At 54.2% G+C, this 16,128-nt stretch carries 16 protein-coding genes; 13 read left to right on the forward strand and 3 right to left on the reverse strand.

Translation table 11 applies throughout. The annotated features are described in order from the left end of the window. Positions 1-8: 8 nt before the first annotated feature. The 10 genes from hfq to AAGR08_RS01350 all read left to right on the forward strand — a co-directional run bounded on the left by hfq (position 9) and on the right by AAGR08_RS01350 (position 11,566). Positions 9-326, forward strand: coding sequence for an RNA chaperone Hfq (hfq, locus tag AAGR08_RS01305; protein ID WP_008103618.1), 318 nt, complete (start codon positions 9-11; stop codon positions 324-326). 80 nt (positions 327-406) lie between these two features. Continuing rightward, entirely contained in the window at positions 407-1,687 is a 1,281-nt protein-coding gene (gene hflX, locus AAGR08_RS01310) for a ribosome rescue GTPase HflX (RefSeq protein ID WP_345828146.1), read from the forward strand. Positions 1,688-1,916: 229 nt separating this feature from the next. After that, positions 1,917-3,152 (forward strand): FtsH protease activity modulator HflK, encoded by a 1,236-nt coding sequence (hflK, locus tag AAGR08_RS01315; RefSeq protein WP_097095886.1) that lies wholly within the window; start codon positions 1,917-1,919, stop codon positions 3,150-3,152. Positions 3,153-3,155: 3 nt separating this feature from the next. Beyond that, a complete protein-coding gene (gene hflC, locus AAGR08_RS01320) occupies positions 3,156-4,160 on the forward strand; it encodes a protease modulator HflC (RefSeq protein ID WP_097095887.1) in 1,005 nt (334 codons plus the stop codon). Between the two features lie 58 nt (positions 4,161-4,218). Continuing rightward, on the forward strand, positions 4,219-4,416 hold the full coding sequence (locus tag AAGR08_RS01325) for a DUF2065 family protein (RefSeq protein ID WP_345828149.1): 198 nt from the start codon (positions 4,219-4,221) through the stop codon (positions 4,414-4,416). 179 nt (positions 4,417-4,595) lie between these two features. Beyond that, positions 4,596-5,894, forward strand: a complete 1,299-nt coding sequence (locus AAGR08_RS01330; protein ID WP_007892015.1) for an adenylosuccinate synthase — start codon at positions 4,596-4,598, stop codon at positions 5,892-5,894. A 191-nt stretch (positions 5,895-6,085) separates the two neighbouring features. Then, positions 6,086-6,529 carry a nitric oxide-sensing transcriptional repressor NsrR gene (gene nsrR / locus AAGR08_RS01335; RefSeq protein ID WP_097095889.1) on the forward strand — a complete coding sequence of 148 codons (444 nt, stop codon included), beginning with the start codon at positions 6,086-6,088 and terminating at the stop codon, positions 6,527-6,529. Positions 6,530-6,545: 16 nt separating this feature from the next. After that, on the forward strand, positions 6,546-8,996 hold the full coding sequence (gene rnr, locus AAGR08_RS01340) for a ribonuclease R (protein ID WP_345828152.1): 2,451 nt from the start codon (positions 6,546-6,548) through the stop codon (positions 8,994-8,996). A 123-nt stretch (positions 8,997-9,119) separates the two neighbouring features. Next, complete coding sequence (rlmB, locus tag AAGR08_RS01345; protein WP_097095891.1) at positions 9,120-9,854, forward strand: 23S rRNA (guanosine(2251)-2'-O)-methyltransferase RlmB; 735 nt, start codon at positions 9,120-9,122, stop codon at positions 9,852-9,854. Between the two features lie 83 nt (positions 9,855-9,937). Continuing rightward, a complete protein-coding gene (locus AAGR08_RS01350) occupies positions 9,938-11,566 on the forward strand; it encodes an isovaleryl-CoA dehydrogenase (protein ID WP_345828153.1) in 1,629 nt (542 codons plus the stop codon). Here the strand turns inward: AAGR08_RS01350 and bsmA are convergent. Further along, positions 11,540-11,866, reverse strand: a complete 327-nt coding sequence (bsmA, locus tag AAGR08_RS01355; protein WP_345828154.1) for a biofilm peroxide resistance protein BsmA — start codon at positions 11,864-11,866, stop codon at positions 11,540-11,542. The two genes, AAGR08_RS01350 and bsmA, sit on opposite strands and share 27 nt — an antisense overlap. A gap of 54 nt (positions 11,867-11,920) precedes the next feature. After that, on the reverse strand, positions 11,921-13,852 hold the full coding sequence (locus AAGR08_RS01360; protein ID WP_345828156.1) for a Cache 3/Cache 2 fusion domain-containing protein: 1,932 nt from the start codon (positions 13,850-13,852) through the stop codon (positions 11,921-11,923). Positions 13,853-14,010: 158 nt separating this feature from the next. Between AAGR08_RS01360 and yjfP the strand changes: the two genes are divergently transcribed. Continuing rightward, entirely contained in the window at positions 14,011-14,760 is a 750-nt protein-coding gene (gene yjfP / locus AAGR08_RS01365) for an esterase (protein ID WP_345828158.1), read from the forward strand. 49 nt (positions 14,761-14,809) lie between these two features. Here the strand turns inward: yjfP and AAGR08_RS01370 are convergent, their stop codons facing one another. Beyond that, positions 14,810-15,019, reverse strand: a complete 210-nt coding sequence (locus AAGR08_RS01370) for a hypothetical protein (protein WP_097095896.1) — start codon at positions 15,017-15,019, stop codon at positions 14,810-14,812. A 386-nt stretch (positions 15,020-15,405) separates the two neighbouring features. Here AAGR08_RS01370 and rpsF point away from each other — a divergent pair, with 386 nt between their 5' ends. Then, on the forward strand, positions 15,406-15,801 hold the full coding sequence (gene rpsF, locus AAGR08_RS01375) for a 30S ribosomal protein S6 (protein ID WP_007892026.1): 396 nt from the start codon (positions 15,406-15,408) through the stop codon (positions 15,799-15,801). Positions 15,802-15,807: 6 nt separating this feature from the next. Further along, positions 15,808-16,125 (forward strand): primosomal replication protein N, encoded by a 318-nt coding sequence (priB, locus tag AAGR08_RS01380; RefSeq protein WP_007892027.1) that lies wholly within the window; start codon positions 15,808-15,810, stop codon positions 16,123-16,125. Positions 16,126-16,128 lie beyond the last annotated feature (3 nt).

Consider the following 16,128-nt stretch of genomic DNA (forward strand, 5'->3'; position numbering starts at 1 on the left):
AAGATAGAATGGCTAAGGGGCAATCTTTACAAGACCCGTTTTTGAACGCATTGCGTCGTGAACGTGTACCGGTTTCGATCTATTTGGTGAATGGTATTAAGCTGCAAGGGCAAATTGAATCCTTTGATCAGTTCGTCATTCTGTTAAAAAACACGGTTAGCCAGATGGTGTATAAGCACGCCATCTCTACAGTGGTTCCTTCTCGTCCAGTGTCGCACCATAGCAATAACGCGGGCGGCAGCGGTGGTAGCAGCAACTATCATCACAGCGGAAGCAACCAAGGCGCTCAGTCGCAGCCACAACAAGACGGCGATAACGCAGAATAATTTTGCGCTGCCGTAAAGCCAGGGCTGGAGAGCGATAACGTTTTCCTGTCCTGGTTATTTTATTTAAGCGAGGTTATAGCTTGTTTGACCGTTATGATGCCGGTGAGCAGGCCGTACTGGTACACATCTGGTTCTCCCAAGACAAAGAGCTGGAAGATTTGCAGGAGTTCGAAACTCTTGTCTCTTCTGCGGGCGTTGAAGCGCTGCAAGTTATTACGGGCAGCCGTAAAGCGCCACATCCCAAATATTTTGTCGGTGAAGGAAAGGCAGTTGAAATTGCCGATGCGGTGAAAGCGAGTGGAGCATCGGTCGTTTTATTCGATCATGCCTTAACTCCTGCCCAGGAACGTAATCTTGAGCGGCTGTGCGAATGTCGCGTAATCGATCGCACCGGCTTAATTCTCGATATTTTCGCCCAGCGCGCCCGCACCCATGAGGGTAAATTGCAGGTCGAGCTGGCACAACTACGCCATTTAGCAACCCGTTTGGTTCGCGGATGGACACACCTTGAGCGCCAAAAAGGCGGTATCGGTTTACGTGGTCCAGGTGAAACTCAGCTGGAAACGGACCGTCGCTTGTTGCGTGGTCGCATTAGTCAGATTCTTTCTCGTCTTGAACGCGTTGAAAAGCAGCGCGATCAGGGCAGGCAGGCACGCGCCAAAGCTGACGTGCCAACGGTCTCGCTGGTGGGTTACACCAACGCCGGAAAATCCACACTATTCAACGCGATTACCTCTGCGGATGTTTACGTGGCGGACCAACTTTTCGCAACGCTTGACCCTACCTTGCGCCGGCTGAATGTCGCCGATGTCGGTGAAGTGGTTTTAGCGGACACGGTAGGTTTTATTCGCCATTTACCGCATGACCTGGTGGCGGCCTTTAAAGCCACGCTGCAGGAAACCCGCCAGGCAACGCTGTTGTTACATGTAATTGATGCTGCTGATTTGCGCGTGAATGACAACATCGATGCCGTAAATGAAGTATTGGCAGAAATCGAAGCCGATGAAATTCCGACTCTGCTGGTCATGAATAAAATCGATATGCTGGATGGTTTTGTGCCGCGTATCGATCGCAATGAAGAGAACCAACCGATTCGCGTGTGGTTATCTGCACAGAGCGGCATAGGTTTACCGCTGCTGTGGCAGGCGCTTTCAGAGCGTTTAGCCGGAGAGATCGCGCAGTACGATTTACGTCTGCCGCCGGAAGCGGGCCGTTTACGCAGCCGTTTCTATCAGCTACATGCAATAGAAAAAGAATGGAATGAAGAGGATGGCTGTGTGAATTTGCATGTGCGTATGCCAATCGTTGACTGGCGCCGTCTGTGTAAGCAAGAGCCGTCGCTAGCCAGTTATATTGTTTGAAATTGCCCAATCGCACTTACCCAAAAAAGATTTCAGGTTGTAGTAATTATCGTTGCAGGCCGAAATATTATGGTTTTACGCGAATATTTCGGATTGCGGCAAGGCGGCAACTGAGCAAATCCCCAGGAGCTTACATCTGTAAGTGACTGGGGTGCGTGAAGGCAGCCAACGCAGCTGCAATCCGAAAGATGAAGGGTAAAACCGTAAATACAATAAATGGAGTAGAGACATGGCGTGGAATCAGCCCGGAAATAACGGACAGGACCGCGACCCGTGGGGAAGCAGCAATAATCAAGGCGGCAACTCTGGGGGAAATAAAGGAGGTCGCGATCAGGGACCACCTGATCTGGATGATATCTTCCGTAAACTGAGCAAAAAACTCGGTGGACTGGGCGGTGGCAAACAGAATGACAATGGCCAACGCAGCGGCGGCAGCGGTGGCAAAATAGTGGGCATTGTTGCCGTAGCAGCGGTCGTTATCTGGGCGGCTAGCGGTTTCTACACCATCAAAGAAGCAGAACGCGGTGTGGTAACGCGTTTTGGCAAATTTAGCCATCTGGTTGAGCCCGGTCTTAACTGGAAGCCAACGTTTATCGATCAGGTTCGCGCCGTTAACGTCGAAGCCGTGCGCGAACTGGCGGCGTCTGGCGTGATGTTAACGTCGGATGAAAACGTTGTGCGCGTTGAAATGAACGTGCAATACCGCGTGACCGATCCGGAGCGTTATCTGTATGCGGTGACCAGCGCCGACGATAGTCTGCGTCAGGCAACGGACAGCGCCTTACGTGGCGTCATTGGTCGCTCAACCATGGATCGCATTCTGACGGAAGGTCGTACCGTGGTACGTAGCGAAACGCAGCGTGAGCTCGACGAAACCATTCGTCCGTACAACATGGGTATTACCCTGCTAGACGTGAACTTCCAGGCGGCGCGTCCACCGGAAGAGGTCAAAGCCTCATTTGATGATGCGATTGCTGCGCGTGAAAACCGCGAGCAGTACGTGCGTGAAGCCGAAGCTTATGCGAATGAAGTTCAGCCGCGCGCTAATGGCCAGGCCCAGCGTATCCTTGAAGAAGGTCGCGCCTATAAAGAACGTACGGTGCTAGAAGCGCAGGGTGAAGTGGCTCGTTTTGCGCGCCTGCTGCCAGAATATAAGGCCGCACCTGAAATCACTAAAGAGCGTCTCTACATTGAAACGATGGAACGCGTGCTCAGCCATACTCGCAAAGTTTTGATCAGCGATCGTGGCAGCAACTTGACGGTTCTGCCATTGGATCAACTGATGCGCGGTGGTCAGGCCTCGGGCCAGAGCGGTCAAAAAATGACGAATCTCATGAAATCACCTTCGTCTTCCGAAAGTAATGCGAGCCGTGGTGATACCTCATCATACAGTCCAGACAGCATCATGGATCAGCGTCGCGCCAATGCGCTGCGCAACGATACCCAGCGTCAAGGGAGGGAGTAATCGATGCGTAAGCCAATCATCGCCGTAATTATTGTAGTGTTGGTGGTGCTTTACGCGTCACTGTTCGTGGTGCAGGAAGGCCAACGCGGCATCGTGCTGCGCTTTGGCAAAGTTCTGCGTGACGATGAAAACAAACCGCTGGTGTACGCACCGGGTCTGCATTTCAAAATCCCGTTTATCGAAACCATGAAATCTCTGGATGCGCGCATTCAGACCATGGATAACCAGGCGGATCGCTTTGTTACCAAAGAGAAGAAAGACCTGATCGTTGATTCCTATATCAAATGGCGCATCAGTGATTTCAGCCGTTACTACCTGGCAACCGGTGGTGGCGACGTTTCTCAGGCCGAAGTGTTACTGAAACGTAAGTTCAGTGACCGTCTGCGTTCTGAAATGGGTCGTCTGGATGTGAAAGACATCGTGACCGATTCACGTGGCCGCTTAACCACCGATGTTCGAGATGCTTTGAATACCGGCAGCGCGGGCAATGACGATGAAGTGCAGACGCCAGCAGCAGATGATGCGATTGCCAATGCAGCGGCACGCGTAGAGCGTGAAACCAATAGCAGCGAACCGGCGCCCAACCCGAACAGTATGGCTGCTTTAGGTATTCAGGTTGTCGACGTGCGTATTAAGCAGATCAACCTGCCAACGGAAGTGTCTGACGCTATCTACAACCGTATGCGCGCCGAGCGTGAAGCGGTTGCCCGTAGTCAGCGTTCACAAGGTCAGGAAGAGGCAGAAAAACTGCGTGCGCAAGCCGATTATCAGGTTACGCGTACTCTGGCAGAAGCTCAGCGTGAGGCGCTGATCTCACGCGGTGAAGGTGATGGTGAAGCAGCAAAACTGTTTGCTGATGCCTTCAGTCAGGATCCGGATTTCTATGCCTTTATCCGCAGCCTGCGCGCTTATGAGAATAGCTTCTCTGACAATCAGGATGTGTTAGTGCTGAGCCCGGATAGCGATTTCTTCCGCTATATGAAAGCGCCGACTAACGCCACGCGTTAAGAACTGATATAAAGTCCAGGCCGACAATGTTGTCGGCCTTTTTTTTGGGAAAAAAAACATGAACACAACCATCTGGATGGCGCTGGCTTTAGTTTTGGTGCTGGAAGGACTTGGCCCCATGTTTATGCCACGCGTCTGGCGTCGCATGATTCTGGCGATGACCCAACTGCCCGATCGTCTGCTGCACCGTTTTGGTGGCGGACTGGTGGTAGCGGGCGTGGTGATTTACGCCATGATCAGTACGCACGCAGGTTGATAAACACAAATTTGCGTGATATCTCGCAACCCAATTGTGTCTGGTGGCCGTTGTTCCCCCCAACATGTTGTGATGATCAAAACTCAGGCAAAAAACAGCGCAATCGTATGCTAAAAGTGCTGAAAGAGTAAAAGTCAGGTGGTAGAATCCATTTTTAAGCAATCGGTGATTTTGAAAAAATGGGTAAGAACGTCGTCGTACTGGGCACCCAATGGGGTGACGAAGGTAAAGGCAAGATCGTAGACCTTCTGACAGAGCGCGCGAATTACGTCGTGCGTTACCAAGGTGGCCACAATGCAGGCCACACACTTGTCATCAACGGTGAAAAAACCGTCCTCCACTTAATTCCATCTGGCATCCTGCGTGAAAACGTCACCAGCATCATCGGTAACGGCGTTGTACTGTCGCCTGAAGCGCTGATGAAAGAGATGAAAGGTCTGGAAGAGCGCGGTGTGCCGGTACGTGAACGTCTGCTGATTTCTGAAGCCTGCCCATTGATTCTGCAATACCACGTAGCCATGGATGTAGCGCGCGAAAAAGCGCGCGGCGCCAAAGCTATCGGTACTACCGGTCGTGGTATCGGTCCAGCCTATGAAGATAAAGTTGCCCGTCGCGGTCTGCGCGTGAGCGATCTCTTCAATAAAGAAACCTTCGCCGTGAAGCTGAAAGAGATCGTCGATTTCTACAACTTCCAGCTGGTTAACTATTACAAAACGGATGCTGTCGACTACGAAAAAGTGCTGAGTGATACGCTGGCGGTTGCCGATATTATCACTAGCATGGTGGTTGACGTCTCTGATCTGCTGGACGGCGCGCGCAAGCGTGGCGACCTGATCATGTTCGAAGGTGCACAGGGTACGCTGCTGGATATCGACCACGGTACTTATCCGTACGTCACCTCATCCAACACCACCGCAGGTGGCGTGGCGACCGGTTCAGGTATTGGTCCGCGCTACGTTGATTACGTGCTGGGTATCGTTAAAGCCTATTCAACCCGCGTAGGTGCAGGTCCATTCCCGACCGAACTGTTTGACGAAACGGGTGAGTTCCTGTGTGCGCAAGGCCACGAGTTTGGCGCGACAACCGGTCGTCGTCGTCGTACCGGCTGGCTGGATGCGGTTGCCGTTCGCCGCGCAGTGCAGATCAACTCATTGTCTGGTTTCTGCATGACCAAACTGGACGTGCTGGATGGGCTGAAAGAAGTAAAAATCTGCGTAGCTTATCGCATGCCTGATGGCCGCGAAATGACCACCACGCCGCTGGCCGCTGAAGGCTGGGAAGGCATTGAGCCGATCTATGAAACGATGCCAGGCTGGAGCGAAACGACATTTGGCGTGAAGACGCTGGAAGGTCTGCCGCAGGCTGCACGTGACTACATTAAACGTGTAGAAGAAGTCACCGGTGTGCCGATTGATATTATTTCTACCGGCCCAGACCGTAGTGAGACGATGATTCTGCGCGATCCATTCGACGCATAATCTCTCAAGGCCGGGTATCGCCCGGCCTTTGTATTTCTAATCTTTGACTCCACTCACTCTATTTTTTCTTGCAAATATCGATACTTGCCGGAAAAAAACGCACCGGCCACCACGCTCTGGTTTATCATCATACTTAAACATCACGCCGACCGGCGCATAGTCATAACGACCGATGATTCACTGAGGTATATGTGCAGCTAACAAGTTTTACCGATTATGGTTTGCGTGCGCTGATTTATATGGCGACGTTACCGGAAGGTAAGCAGACCAACATTACCGAAGTCACCGATACCTACGGGGTGTCGCGTAACCATATGGTCAAAATCATCAATCAACTCAGCCGGGCTGGCTTTGTCGCCGCAACACGCGGTAAAAACGGCGGAATTCGTTTAGGCATGAACCCGGAAAAAATCGTGATTGGCGAAGTGGTGCGAAAAATGGAGCCACTGCAGCTCGTGAACTGCAACGAGTGTGTCATCACGCCAGCTTGTCGTTTGCGTAAAGCATTGCACGATGCGGTCCAGTTATTCCTCAAGGAGCTGGATAAATATACGCTGGCCGATTTGGTCAAAGATAACGATGCGCTGTACCAACTTTTATTGTCCGAACCGCCGGTGGCAATCCAAATTAAATGACATCGGAGGAACCGTAATGTCAAAAGATCCTTTTCAGGATAGAGAAGCTGAAAAATACGAAAACCCTATTCCCAGCCGTGAATTCATTCTGGCGCTGTTAGCGAAACGGGAAAAACCGACCAGCCGCGATGACATCGCGCAGGAACTGAATATCACCAGCGAAGAGCAGCTGGAAGCGCTGCGCCGTCGTCTACGTGCCATGGAGCGCGATGGTCAGTTGGTGTTTACTCGCCGTCAATGTTACGCCCTGCCAGAACGTCTCGATCTCATTCGCGGTAAAGTGATTGGCCACCGCGATGGCTATGGCTTCCTGCGCGTGGAGGGACAGAAAGATGATTTCTATCTCTCTGCCGAACAGATGAAATTCTGCCTGCATGGCGACGTTATTCTGGCACAGCCGGGCAGCGCCGATCGTAAAGGTCGTCGTGAAGCGCGTGTGGTACGCGTTCTCGAGCCGCGCAACAGCCAAATTGTTGGGCGCTACTTCACCGATGCGGGCACGGGATTTGTGGTACCTGATGACAGCCGTCTGAGCTTCGACATCCTGATCCCACAAGAAGAAACGCTCAACGCGCGCATGGGTTCAGTGGTGGTAGTTGAGATCACGCAACGCGCTACGCGTCGCAGCAAAGCGCTCGGCAAAATTACCGAGCTGCTCGGCGATGATATGGGAACCAGCCTTGCCGTGGATATGGCGGTGCGCACCCATGAAATTCCGCACAGCTGGCCGGAAGAAGTGGAAAAGCAGATCGCCAGGCTGAAAGAAGAAGTACCGGAAGAGGCGAAGAAAGGGCGCGTTGATTTGCGTAACCTGCCGCTGGTCACCATTGATGGTGAAGATGCGCGCGACTTTGACGACGCCGTTTTCTGCGAGAAGAAGCGCGGTGGCGGCTGGCGTTTGTGGGTAGCGATTGCCGATGTGAGCTATTACGTCCGTCCCGGCACGCCGCTCGATGATGAAGCGCATCAGCGCGGCACGTCCGTCTATTTCCCGTCGCAGGTTATTCCAATGCTGCCGGAGATTCTCTCCAACGGCTTGTGCTCGCTGAATCCACAGGTTGATCGTCTGTGCATGGTGTGCGAGATGACCATCTCCTCCAGCGGCAAACTCACCGGCTTCAAACACTATGAAGCGGTGATGAACTCCCACGCGCGACTGACCTACAACAAAGTGTGGAACATTCTGCAAGGTGATGCCGATCTGCGTGAACAATACGCAGCGCAGGTGCCCCATCTGCATGAATTGCACAACATGTATCAGGTGCTGGAAACTGCGCGTGAGCAGCGTGGTGGCATTTCGTTTGAGACCGATGAAGCCAAGTTTATCTTCAACGCCGAGCGTCGCATTGAGCGTGTGGAGCGCACTTCACGCAACGATGCGCACAAGCTGATTGAAGAGTGCATGATTCTCGCCAACATTGCCTCAGCGCGTTTTGTTGAGAAAAATGAAGAGCCTGCACTGTTCCGCGATCACGATCGTCCAAGCGAAGACAGCATCAAAAGTTTCCGCACCGTACTCAACGAACTGGGCTTAAGCCTGCCGGGCGGTGCCAAGCCGCACCCGACTGATTATGCCGACCTGCTGAAGCAAGTGGCCGATCGTCCAGATGCAGAAATGCTGCAAACCATGCTGCTGCGTTCAATGAAGCAGGCAGTTTATGACCCGGAAAACCGTGGTCACTTCGGTCTGGCGCTGGCGTCTTATGCGCACTTTACCTCACCGATTCGCCGCTATCCCGATTTGCTGCTGCATCGCGCCATCAAATATTTGCTGGCGAAAGAGCGGGGTGAAGTGGATGGCATCACCACGCCGACCGGCGGCTATCACTACGATATGCAGCAGATGCTGCAGCTTGGCCAACACTGTTCGATGACCGAGCGTCGTGCTGATGAAGCCACGCGCGATGTCGCCGATTGGCTGAAGTGCGACTTCATGCAGGATCAGGTCGGCAACGTGTTCAGCGGTGTGATCTCCAGCGTGACCGGTTTTGGTTTCTTCGTCCGTCTTAACGATCTGTTTATCGATGGCTTGGTGCACGTTTCGTCGCTGGATAACGACTATTATCGCTTCGATGCGGTAGGCCAGCGTCTGATTGGTGAATCCGGCGGTCGTACCTATCGTCTTGGCGATGCGGTTGAAGTGCGCGTTGATGCGGTGCATATGGATGAGCGTAAAATCGACTTCGCGCTGATCTCCAGCAAGCGTGTACCGCGCGGCGAAGGCAAAACCGAGCGCGAGCGTGAGAAACGCGGCGGCAAGCCACCGGCCAAACGCCGTCGTGACGCCGGTAAGAAGGGGACTTTTGAACCTGATTCAGCGTTCCGCGGCGAGAAGAAAAAGCCTGCGGCTGCTGAAAAACCGGCTAAAACCGAGAAAAAAGGCAAAAAAGTCTCGGAGAAAACCCGTAAAATCGCCGCCGCCACTAAGTCCAGGCGCGCGTCGAAGAAGCAAACAGGCGAAGCCTGATTGTGTGGTCGCCTTTAACGGCGACCTAACACACCAGCAACGTGTTTTCGTAGGGTGCGCATTTATGCGCACCTGAATAACGGCCGATCTCTTCATGATTCATCTCCAACCTTGAGCAAAGTAATGAGTGAAATAATTTTTGGTATTCATAGCGTGCAGGCGCTGCTGGAGCGCGATCCGCAGCGTTTTCAGGAAGTCTTTATCCTTAAAGGCCGCGAAGATCGTCGCCTGCAACCGCTGATCCTCGCACTGGAAGCTCAGGGTATTCCGGTGCAGGTTGCCAATCGCCAATGGCTGGATAGCCAGGTTGAAGGCGGCGTACATCAGGGTATTGTGGCGCGCGTAAAGCCGGGCAAGCAGTACCAGGAAGGCGATCTGCCGGATCTGCTGCAGAGCCTGGAAAAGCCGTTCCTGCTGGTGCTGGATGGCGTTACCGACCCGCATAATCTCGGTGCTTGCCTGCGTAGCGCTGATGCCGCTGGCGTGCATGCGGTCATCGTGCCGAAAGACCGCGCAGCTCCGCTGAATGCCACGGCGAAAAAAGTGGCGAGCGGCGCGGCAGAAAACGTGCCTTTGATTCGCGTCACCAACCTGGCACGTACCCTGCGTTTGCTGCAGGAATACAACATTTGGGTAGTCGGCACCGCGGGTGAAGCCGATCATACCGTTTACCAAAGCAAAATGACTGGCCCGATGGCGCTGGTGATGGGGGCGGAAGGTGAAGGTATGCGTCGATTGACGCGTGAACATTGCGATGAGCTGATCAGCATCCCTATGGCAGGCAGCGTATCGTCACTGAACGTGTCAGTGGCCACTGGCGTATGTCTGTTCGAAGCCGTTCGTCAGCGTCAGGCGTGATCCCCGCCGCAAAATAGTTTTTGTACCCGACGTAACTGCACATCCTCTTCATACTTAAAAAATGAGTATGAGGAGGACGATGTATGAATTGGCACACCCACACCGTATTCAATCAGCCCCAGCCGCTGAGCAACAGCAACCTGTTTACCCGTGATAGCGCCTTGTGCGAGGCAGTGGTACGCGAAGGCGCCAGCTGGGACCGCGAATGGCTGGCTTCCGTTGGGCTGCAGCTGGGCAGCGCCGAATCCCTTGAATTAGGGCGATTGGCTAACGTCGAAGCGCCGGAGCTGCTGCGTTACGATGCGCGCGGTGAACGTCTCGATGAAGTGCGCTTTCATCCGGCCTGGCATCTGCTGATGCAGGGATTGTGTGCCAGCCGACTGCACAATCTCAGCTGGCAACCCGACGTGCAGCCACATGCGATGGTGGCACGTGCCGCGCGATTTATCCTGCATGCGCAAGTTGAAGCAGGCTCGCTTTGTCCCGTCACCATGACGCATGCCGCCATTCCGCTGCTGCAAAATTATCTGCCTGAACCCTATGCTGACTGGCGCGAAACGCTGCTCAGCGATCGTTATGACGCGCATCATCTGCCGGGCAATAAGAAACGCGGCCTGCTGATTGGCATGGGCATGACGGAAAAACAGGGAGGCACCGATGTGTTGAGCAACACCACGCGCGCTGAGCCGTTAGGTGTGCGTGGTGCCGGTCAGGCGTATCGTATTACCGGCCACAAATGGTTCTTCTCGGTACCGCAGAGCGATGCGCATCTGGTTCTGGCGCAAACGCCACAAGGGCTGAGTTGCTTCTTCCTGCCGCGCCTGCTGCCGGACGGCACGCGTAACGCTATTCGCCTCGAGCGTCTCAAAGACAAACTGGGCAATCGTTCCAACGCCAGTGCCGAAGTCGAGTTTCAGGATGCCATTGGCTGGTTGATGGGCGAAGAGGGCGACGGCGTACGGCTGATCCTGAAAATGGGCGGCATGACGCGCTTCGACTGCGCGCTAGGCAGCCACGGCCAAATGCGCCGCGCGCTGTCAATTGCCGTACACCATGCGCAGCAGCGCCAGGTGATGGGCAAAAAACTTATCGATCAGCCGCTGATGCATGCAGTGCTGGCGCAGCAGGCGCTGCAGCTGGAGGGACAAACTGCGCTGTTGATGCGTCTGGCACGTGCCTGGTCATCGCCCGCCAGCGAACATGAACGCTTATATGCGCGTTTGTTCACCCCTGCCGCCAAATTTGCCGTCTGTCAGGCGGGGATGCCGTTTGTGGCGGAAGCGATGGAAGTGCTGGGCGGCATCGGCTATTGCGAACAGAGCGAGCTGCCAAGACTATATCGAGAGATGCCCGTCAACAGCATCTGGGAGGGTTCTGGCAACGTGATGTGCCTTGATGTACTGCGCGTAATGGATCGTCATTCAGAAGTGATAACCATGCTGCACGATGAGTTTGATGCGGTAAAAGGCAGTAATCGCCATTTCGATCGTCGCTGGCGACAGCTGCGTTTACAGCTTGCTCACGTGCGCGAAGGGCAAGCACGCGACATCACGCGTGAGCTGTATCTGCTGGCCAGCGCGGCAATTCTGCTGAAAGTCGCTGAGCCGCCGCTGGCCGATAGCTGGTGTCAGCAGCACCTCGATATGCGCGGTAAACGCGCGTTAAGTGACGATCTTTGCGCACGCTTACTGCTGCGCGCCAGTGCCGGTTGAGGGGGCGCCATACAGAATGGCGGTGGCGTACCAGAAGCTGGGAATGGTGGTCTCATCCAGCATCAGAATCTGATAATAAACCGCACCGGCCTGATTGGCTTTGGCTGCGATGGCGCGCTGCGCATCATCCGGCGAGCCGCGCGTGGTGGCAGTGATAGTGCCGAGCTTCGGCAATCCATAACTCTGCGCACGCGAAATTTCCTGCGCCTGATGACCTGGCGGCGGCGGGGCTTGTGGCGTGGTGGTGAAAGCAGCGCAGCCGCTGAGCAGCAGCGTTAACACCAGAAAGAGAGTACGCATGGCAATTCCAAAAGGGGGAAGATGGTTCAAGTGTATGCCATCTTCCCAGCAGTTTTAGTCCTTCAGATGAAAAATGCTCACCAGCTGGGTCAGATGGTGACCTTTCTGGCTCAGATGATTGGCGGTGGATTCTGACTGATTAATCATATCGCTACTTTGATGGGTTGCCTGGCTGATGTGATTCATCGCCAGATTCACCTGGCCAATACCCGCCGCCTGCTCCTGTGCGGCAATATTGATCTCTCCCATCAACGTTTTAACCTGCTCAATGTGATTGACGATATGGCTCATCGCATCGCGCGTTTGCTCCGACAGCGTATGCCCGGCCGCCACTTTATCGATTGAGCTGGCGATCAACCCATCAATCTCTTTAGCGGCATTGGCACTGCGCTGCGCCAGCGCACGCACTTCAGCAGCGACAACCGCAAAACCTTTACCGTGTTCACCGGCACGCGCCGCTTCAACCGCGGCGTTCAGTGCCAGAATGTTGGTCTGAAATGCGATCGACTCAATGACGTGGGTGATATCGGCGATGCTCTGCGACGCAACGCGGATCTCCGACATGGTTTCCACCGAGCGCGCTACGGTGCTGCCGCCGTGATTGACGGTATTGGCTGCTTCACCCACCAGTGCCATGGCCTGACGCACGTTGGCGGCGGTTTGTGCCACCGTAGCGCCAAACTGCTCCATGCTGGCCGAGGTTTCTTCCACGCTGCTGGCCTGGCGGCCAATCTGCTCGCTAATGCTGGAGCTGCTGGCGGCGATAGTGTCGGTGCCGCTGCTGATCTCACGCGCGGCCGAGCGCACCTGGCTGACGACTTTTTCCAATCCATCGCCAATGCCGTTGATGGCGCTAACCAGCTGACCGATCTCATCACGACGTGTGGAGTCAAGATGCGCCTGCAAATTACCGGCGGCGTACTGTTCCGCCAGATGAATTACCTGCTGCAGCGGACGTGTAATGGCGCGGCGGCTGTACCACATAAAGCCAAGCGCAAACGCAACCACCAGCGCCAGGCCAATCGCCATAAACAGGTTACGGCTGTGCGTGATGGGCGCCAGCAGGCTGGCACGGCTCACCTCACTAACGATGATCCAGTTCCAGCCCGGCAGCTGCTGCCACGCCAGCAGTTTGGTTTCGCCCTCAAGTTCAACCGCGACTAATCCCTTCGGTTGGCTGAGCAGCTGCTTTTGTGTGGCCTGATCCCAGCGCGGCAGTTTGCCTTCAGATTGACGATCAAACAGATAGTGTCCCTGGCTGCTGCCCGGCGCACCGTTGAGTACCGAGAAGGTGCCGCTGTCACCTAAATGACGCGCCAGCACTTTGTCGCGCATCAGCGCGTATTGCGCATCGATCTGCACGCCCACGAACAGGATAGCGATCACCGCGCCGCTGCTATCCTGCACCGGCTGATACTGCGTGATGTAACGATGGCCGAACAGCGTTGCCAGGCCACGATATACCGCGCCCTGATTCACACTGCGCCAGGCGGCACTGCTGCGATCCAGTTTGGTGCCAATCGCCCGGCTGCCATCCTCTTTTTTCAGCGAGGTGGAAATACGCACATAATCCTCGCCGTCACGCACGAAAACGGTGGAGACCGCGCCGGTGCGATCGAGGAAATCATCCACGGCAATCTGGTCGAGATTGAGGGTTTTCAGCCCGGCACGTAGCGTTGGCGTACTGAATTCACCCACCTGAATGCGTTCACTTTCGTCGCGACTAAAGCGTTTTGGCAGAAAGCTCTGGAACAGTTTGGTGTAATTTGCCACTTCTTCCGATAGCGTGGCGTTGAACATGGTGGCCATTTCATTAATGCCCTGCACCTGATTCTGCATATCATCGGTCGCCAGCTGCTCCAGCTGACGGGCCGCGTTATGGCTTAGGGTAAGGGTCAACGTAAAGAGCACAATTGCCACGCTCAAAGACGTCAATACAGACAGCTTAATTCCGAGACTCATGGCGCTGAGAGAAAGACGCTGCATAAAGTACCTTTTGAGATTATTGGAGGGGTACAAGATCAACGGCAAAGCGCGCTAAATGTTTAGGGCAGAAATTATTACAACTTAATGTGAAGTGGCTCGCATTTTGTCCGGTAGCGCTTACACTGAGTCCAGTGATAATCATTCTCAATGGAGGCGGTATGATTGAGTTGGCAACGGAGAATCTGGCCGGTATCGAATGTATTCACGCGGCACCGACCGGGCAGCGGCAAGCACGTTTACCTACGGTATTGTTCTACCACGGGTTTACCTCTTCGAAAGAGGTTTACAGTTACTTTGCCGTGGCGCTGGCGCAGGCCGGTTTCCGCGTCATCATGCCCGATGCAGATATGCACGGTGCGCGCTATAACGGCGATACCGAAATGCGAAACACGCACTTCTGGGACATCCTTAAACAGAACATTGATGAAGTGGCGGTGCTGGAAGCGGCGCTGCGTGAGAATGACTGGATTGCCGATGAGCGTTTTGCCGTGGCGGGCGCATCGATGGGCGGCATGACCGCGCTCGGCGCAATGGCGCGCTACCCACAGATTCATAGCGTGGCGTGTTTGATGGGCTCCGGCTATTTCATGCAGCTCAGTCATACGCTGTTTCCGCCGCTGGTGGCCCGTACGCCAGAACAGAAAGAGACCTTTGCCGCGCGTTTAGCTCCGCTGGCACCCTATGATCCCAGCGAACAGTTACAAAAACTGGCGAATCGGCCATTACTGCTGTGGCACGGCGAAGCGGATGAAGTGGTGCCCTTTGCCGAAACGGTGCGGCTAGACAAAGCGTTACGTGACGCGGAGCTCGATCAACACTTGACCTCACTTTCTGAGAAGCATATCGGCCATAAAATCACGCCTTCGGCCCTGACGGCGCTGGTCAGCTTCTTTAAACATCATTTATAAACTAAAGCGGGTTGGCGTGATTGACGCCAACCCGTTGCGATAAGCCGCTCTAAAGTTGTGACGACAACCGTTCGGCGGCGCTGGTATTAGCACTGACAGGGTTACTGCTTGCAGGCGCATCCAAACGATTAACGTAGACATAGCCTGATGCCGCGTTGCTGTTGTGACTTCTCATCTGCAACGCCTGGTCAGCGGAGCTGGCAAAAGCGGGGGTAGACAGGAAGAGACCCAGTAAAGTGGCGAAAATGATGATTTTCATAATCGACTCCTCACTCCAGGGATTACACTCTCAGACGTTACGAAATGGTTAAATCGTTGCGCCTGTAACTAGTGTAGTGCTTAACCAGCTTGCCGCCAGATCGTCCTGCTGAACGCTTTCTTCAGAGAATTTGATGAAGCGTCTGCTAACGCAATGAATCTCAACACTTAGCACAAAAAGCAGCATCAGCTGGCACGATAGTCGCTATTTGATGAATTGTGCGCTTGAGTTTCTGCGGGGACGCCAGTATGATTACGCGTCAATTTTTCAGCTGCATTCAGAGGTGTGTTTCATTTATTGAATGATTCACAACCTATAACGTTCCTTGCTTCCGTGGGCCGCAGCTGACCCCGACAGGAGGCTGAATAATCCGTAAGGAGCTATCGATGCGTCATTACGAAATCGTATTTATGGTCCACCCTGACCAGAGCGAACAGGTTCCAGGTATGATCGAGCGTTACACTGGTGCTATCACCGGTGCACAGGGCACGATTCACCGTCTGGAAGACTGGGGCCGCCGTCAGCTGGCTTACCCAATCAACAAACTGCACAAAGCTCACTATGTTCTGCTGAACGTAGAAGCGCCGCAGGAAGTGATTGACGAGCTGGAAACTAACTTCCGCTTCAACGACGCCGTTATCCGCAGCATGGTTATGCGCGTTAAGCACGCGGTAACTGAAGCATCTCCGATGGTTAAAGCTAAAGACGAGCGTCGTGATCGCCGCGAAGACTTTGCTAACGAATCGGCTGATGACTCAGATGCTGGGGATTCTGAAGAGTAATCCGTCATGACGGCAAATCGACTGCGCCTGTCTGGCACTGTGTGCAAGACGCCGGTTCGAAAAGTCAGTCCGTCAGGGATACCTCATTGCCAGTTCGTGCTTGAGCATCGTTCTGTGCAGGAGGAGGCCGGTTTCCACCGGCAAGCCTGGTGTCAAATGCCGGTGATTATCAGCGGCAGCACCCATCAGGTGATTACTCAACATATAACGGTCGGCACGCAACTCACTCTCGAAGGCTTTATTAGCTGCCATCAGGCACGCAATGGTCAGAGTAGAATGGTGTTACATGCCGAGCAGATTGATTTGATAGATTCTGGAGACTAGCCA

This window comes from Pantoea sp. BRR-3P (assembly GCF_039621635.1).
Classification (GTDB): domain Bacteria; phylum Pseudomonadota; class Gammaproteobacteria; order Enterobacterales; family Enterobacteriaceae; genus Pantoea; species Pantoea floridensis.

Excerpts from the sequence above, each read along its gene's own strand:
- hfq (WP_008103618.1), top strand. The coding sequence starts at position 9 with ATGGCTAAGGGGCAATCTTTACAAGACCCGTTTTTGAACGCATTGCGT.
- bsmA (WP_345828154.1), bottom strand. The coding sequence starts at position 11,866 with ATGCGTACTCTCTTTCTGGTGTTAACGCTGCTGCTCAGCGGCTGCGCT.
- rpsF (WP_007892026.1), top strand. The coding sequence starts at position 15,406 with ATGCGTCATTACGAAATCGTATTTATGGTCCACCCTGACCAGAGCGAA.
- AAGR08_RS01360 (WP_345828156.1), bottom strand. The coding sequence starts at position 13,852 with ATGCAGCGTCTTTCTCTCAGCGCCATGAGTCTCGGAATTAAGCTGTCT.
- rnr (WP_345828152.1), top strand. The coding sequence starts at position 6,546 with ATGTCAAAAGATCCTTTTCAGGATAGAGAAGCTGAAAAATACGAAAAC.
- priB (WP_007892027.1), top strand. The coding sequence starts at position 15,808 with ATGACGGCAAATCGACTGCGCCTGTCTGGCACTGTGTGCAAGACGCCG.
- hflK (WP_097095886.1), top strand. The coding sequence starts at position 1,917 with ATGGCGTGGAATCAGCCCGGAAATAACGGACAGGACCGCGACCCGTGG.
- yjfP (WP_345828158.1), top strand. The coding sequence starts at position 14,011 with ATGATTGAGTTGGCAACGGAGAATCTGGCCGGTATCGAATGTATTCAC.
- rlmB (WP_097095891.1), top strand. The coding sequence starts at position 9,120 with ATGAGTGAAATAATTTTTGGTATTCATAGCGTGCAGGCGCTGCTGGAG.
- AAGR08_RS01370 (WP_097095896.1), bottom strand. The coding sequence starts at position 15,019 with ATGAAAATCATCATTTTCGCCACTTTACTGGGTCTCTTCCTGTCTACC.
- AAGR08_RS01350 (WP_345828153.1), top strand. The coding sequence starts at position 9,938 with ATGAATTGGCACACCCACACCGTATTCAATCAGCCCCAGCCGCTGAGC.
- hflC (WP_097095887.1), top strand. The coding sequence starts at position 3,156 with ATGCGTAAGCCAATCATCGCCGTAATTATTGTAGTGTTGGTGGTGCTT.
- AAGR08_RS01330 (WP_007892015.1), top strand. The coding sequence starts at position 4,596 with ATGGGTAAGAACGTCGTCGTACTGGGCACCCAATGGGGTGACGAAGGT.
- AAGR08_RS01325 (WP_345828149.1), top strand. The coding sequence starts at position 4,219 with ATGAACACAACCATCTGGATGGCGCTGGCTTTAGTTTTGGTGCTGGAA.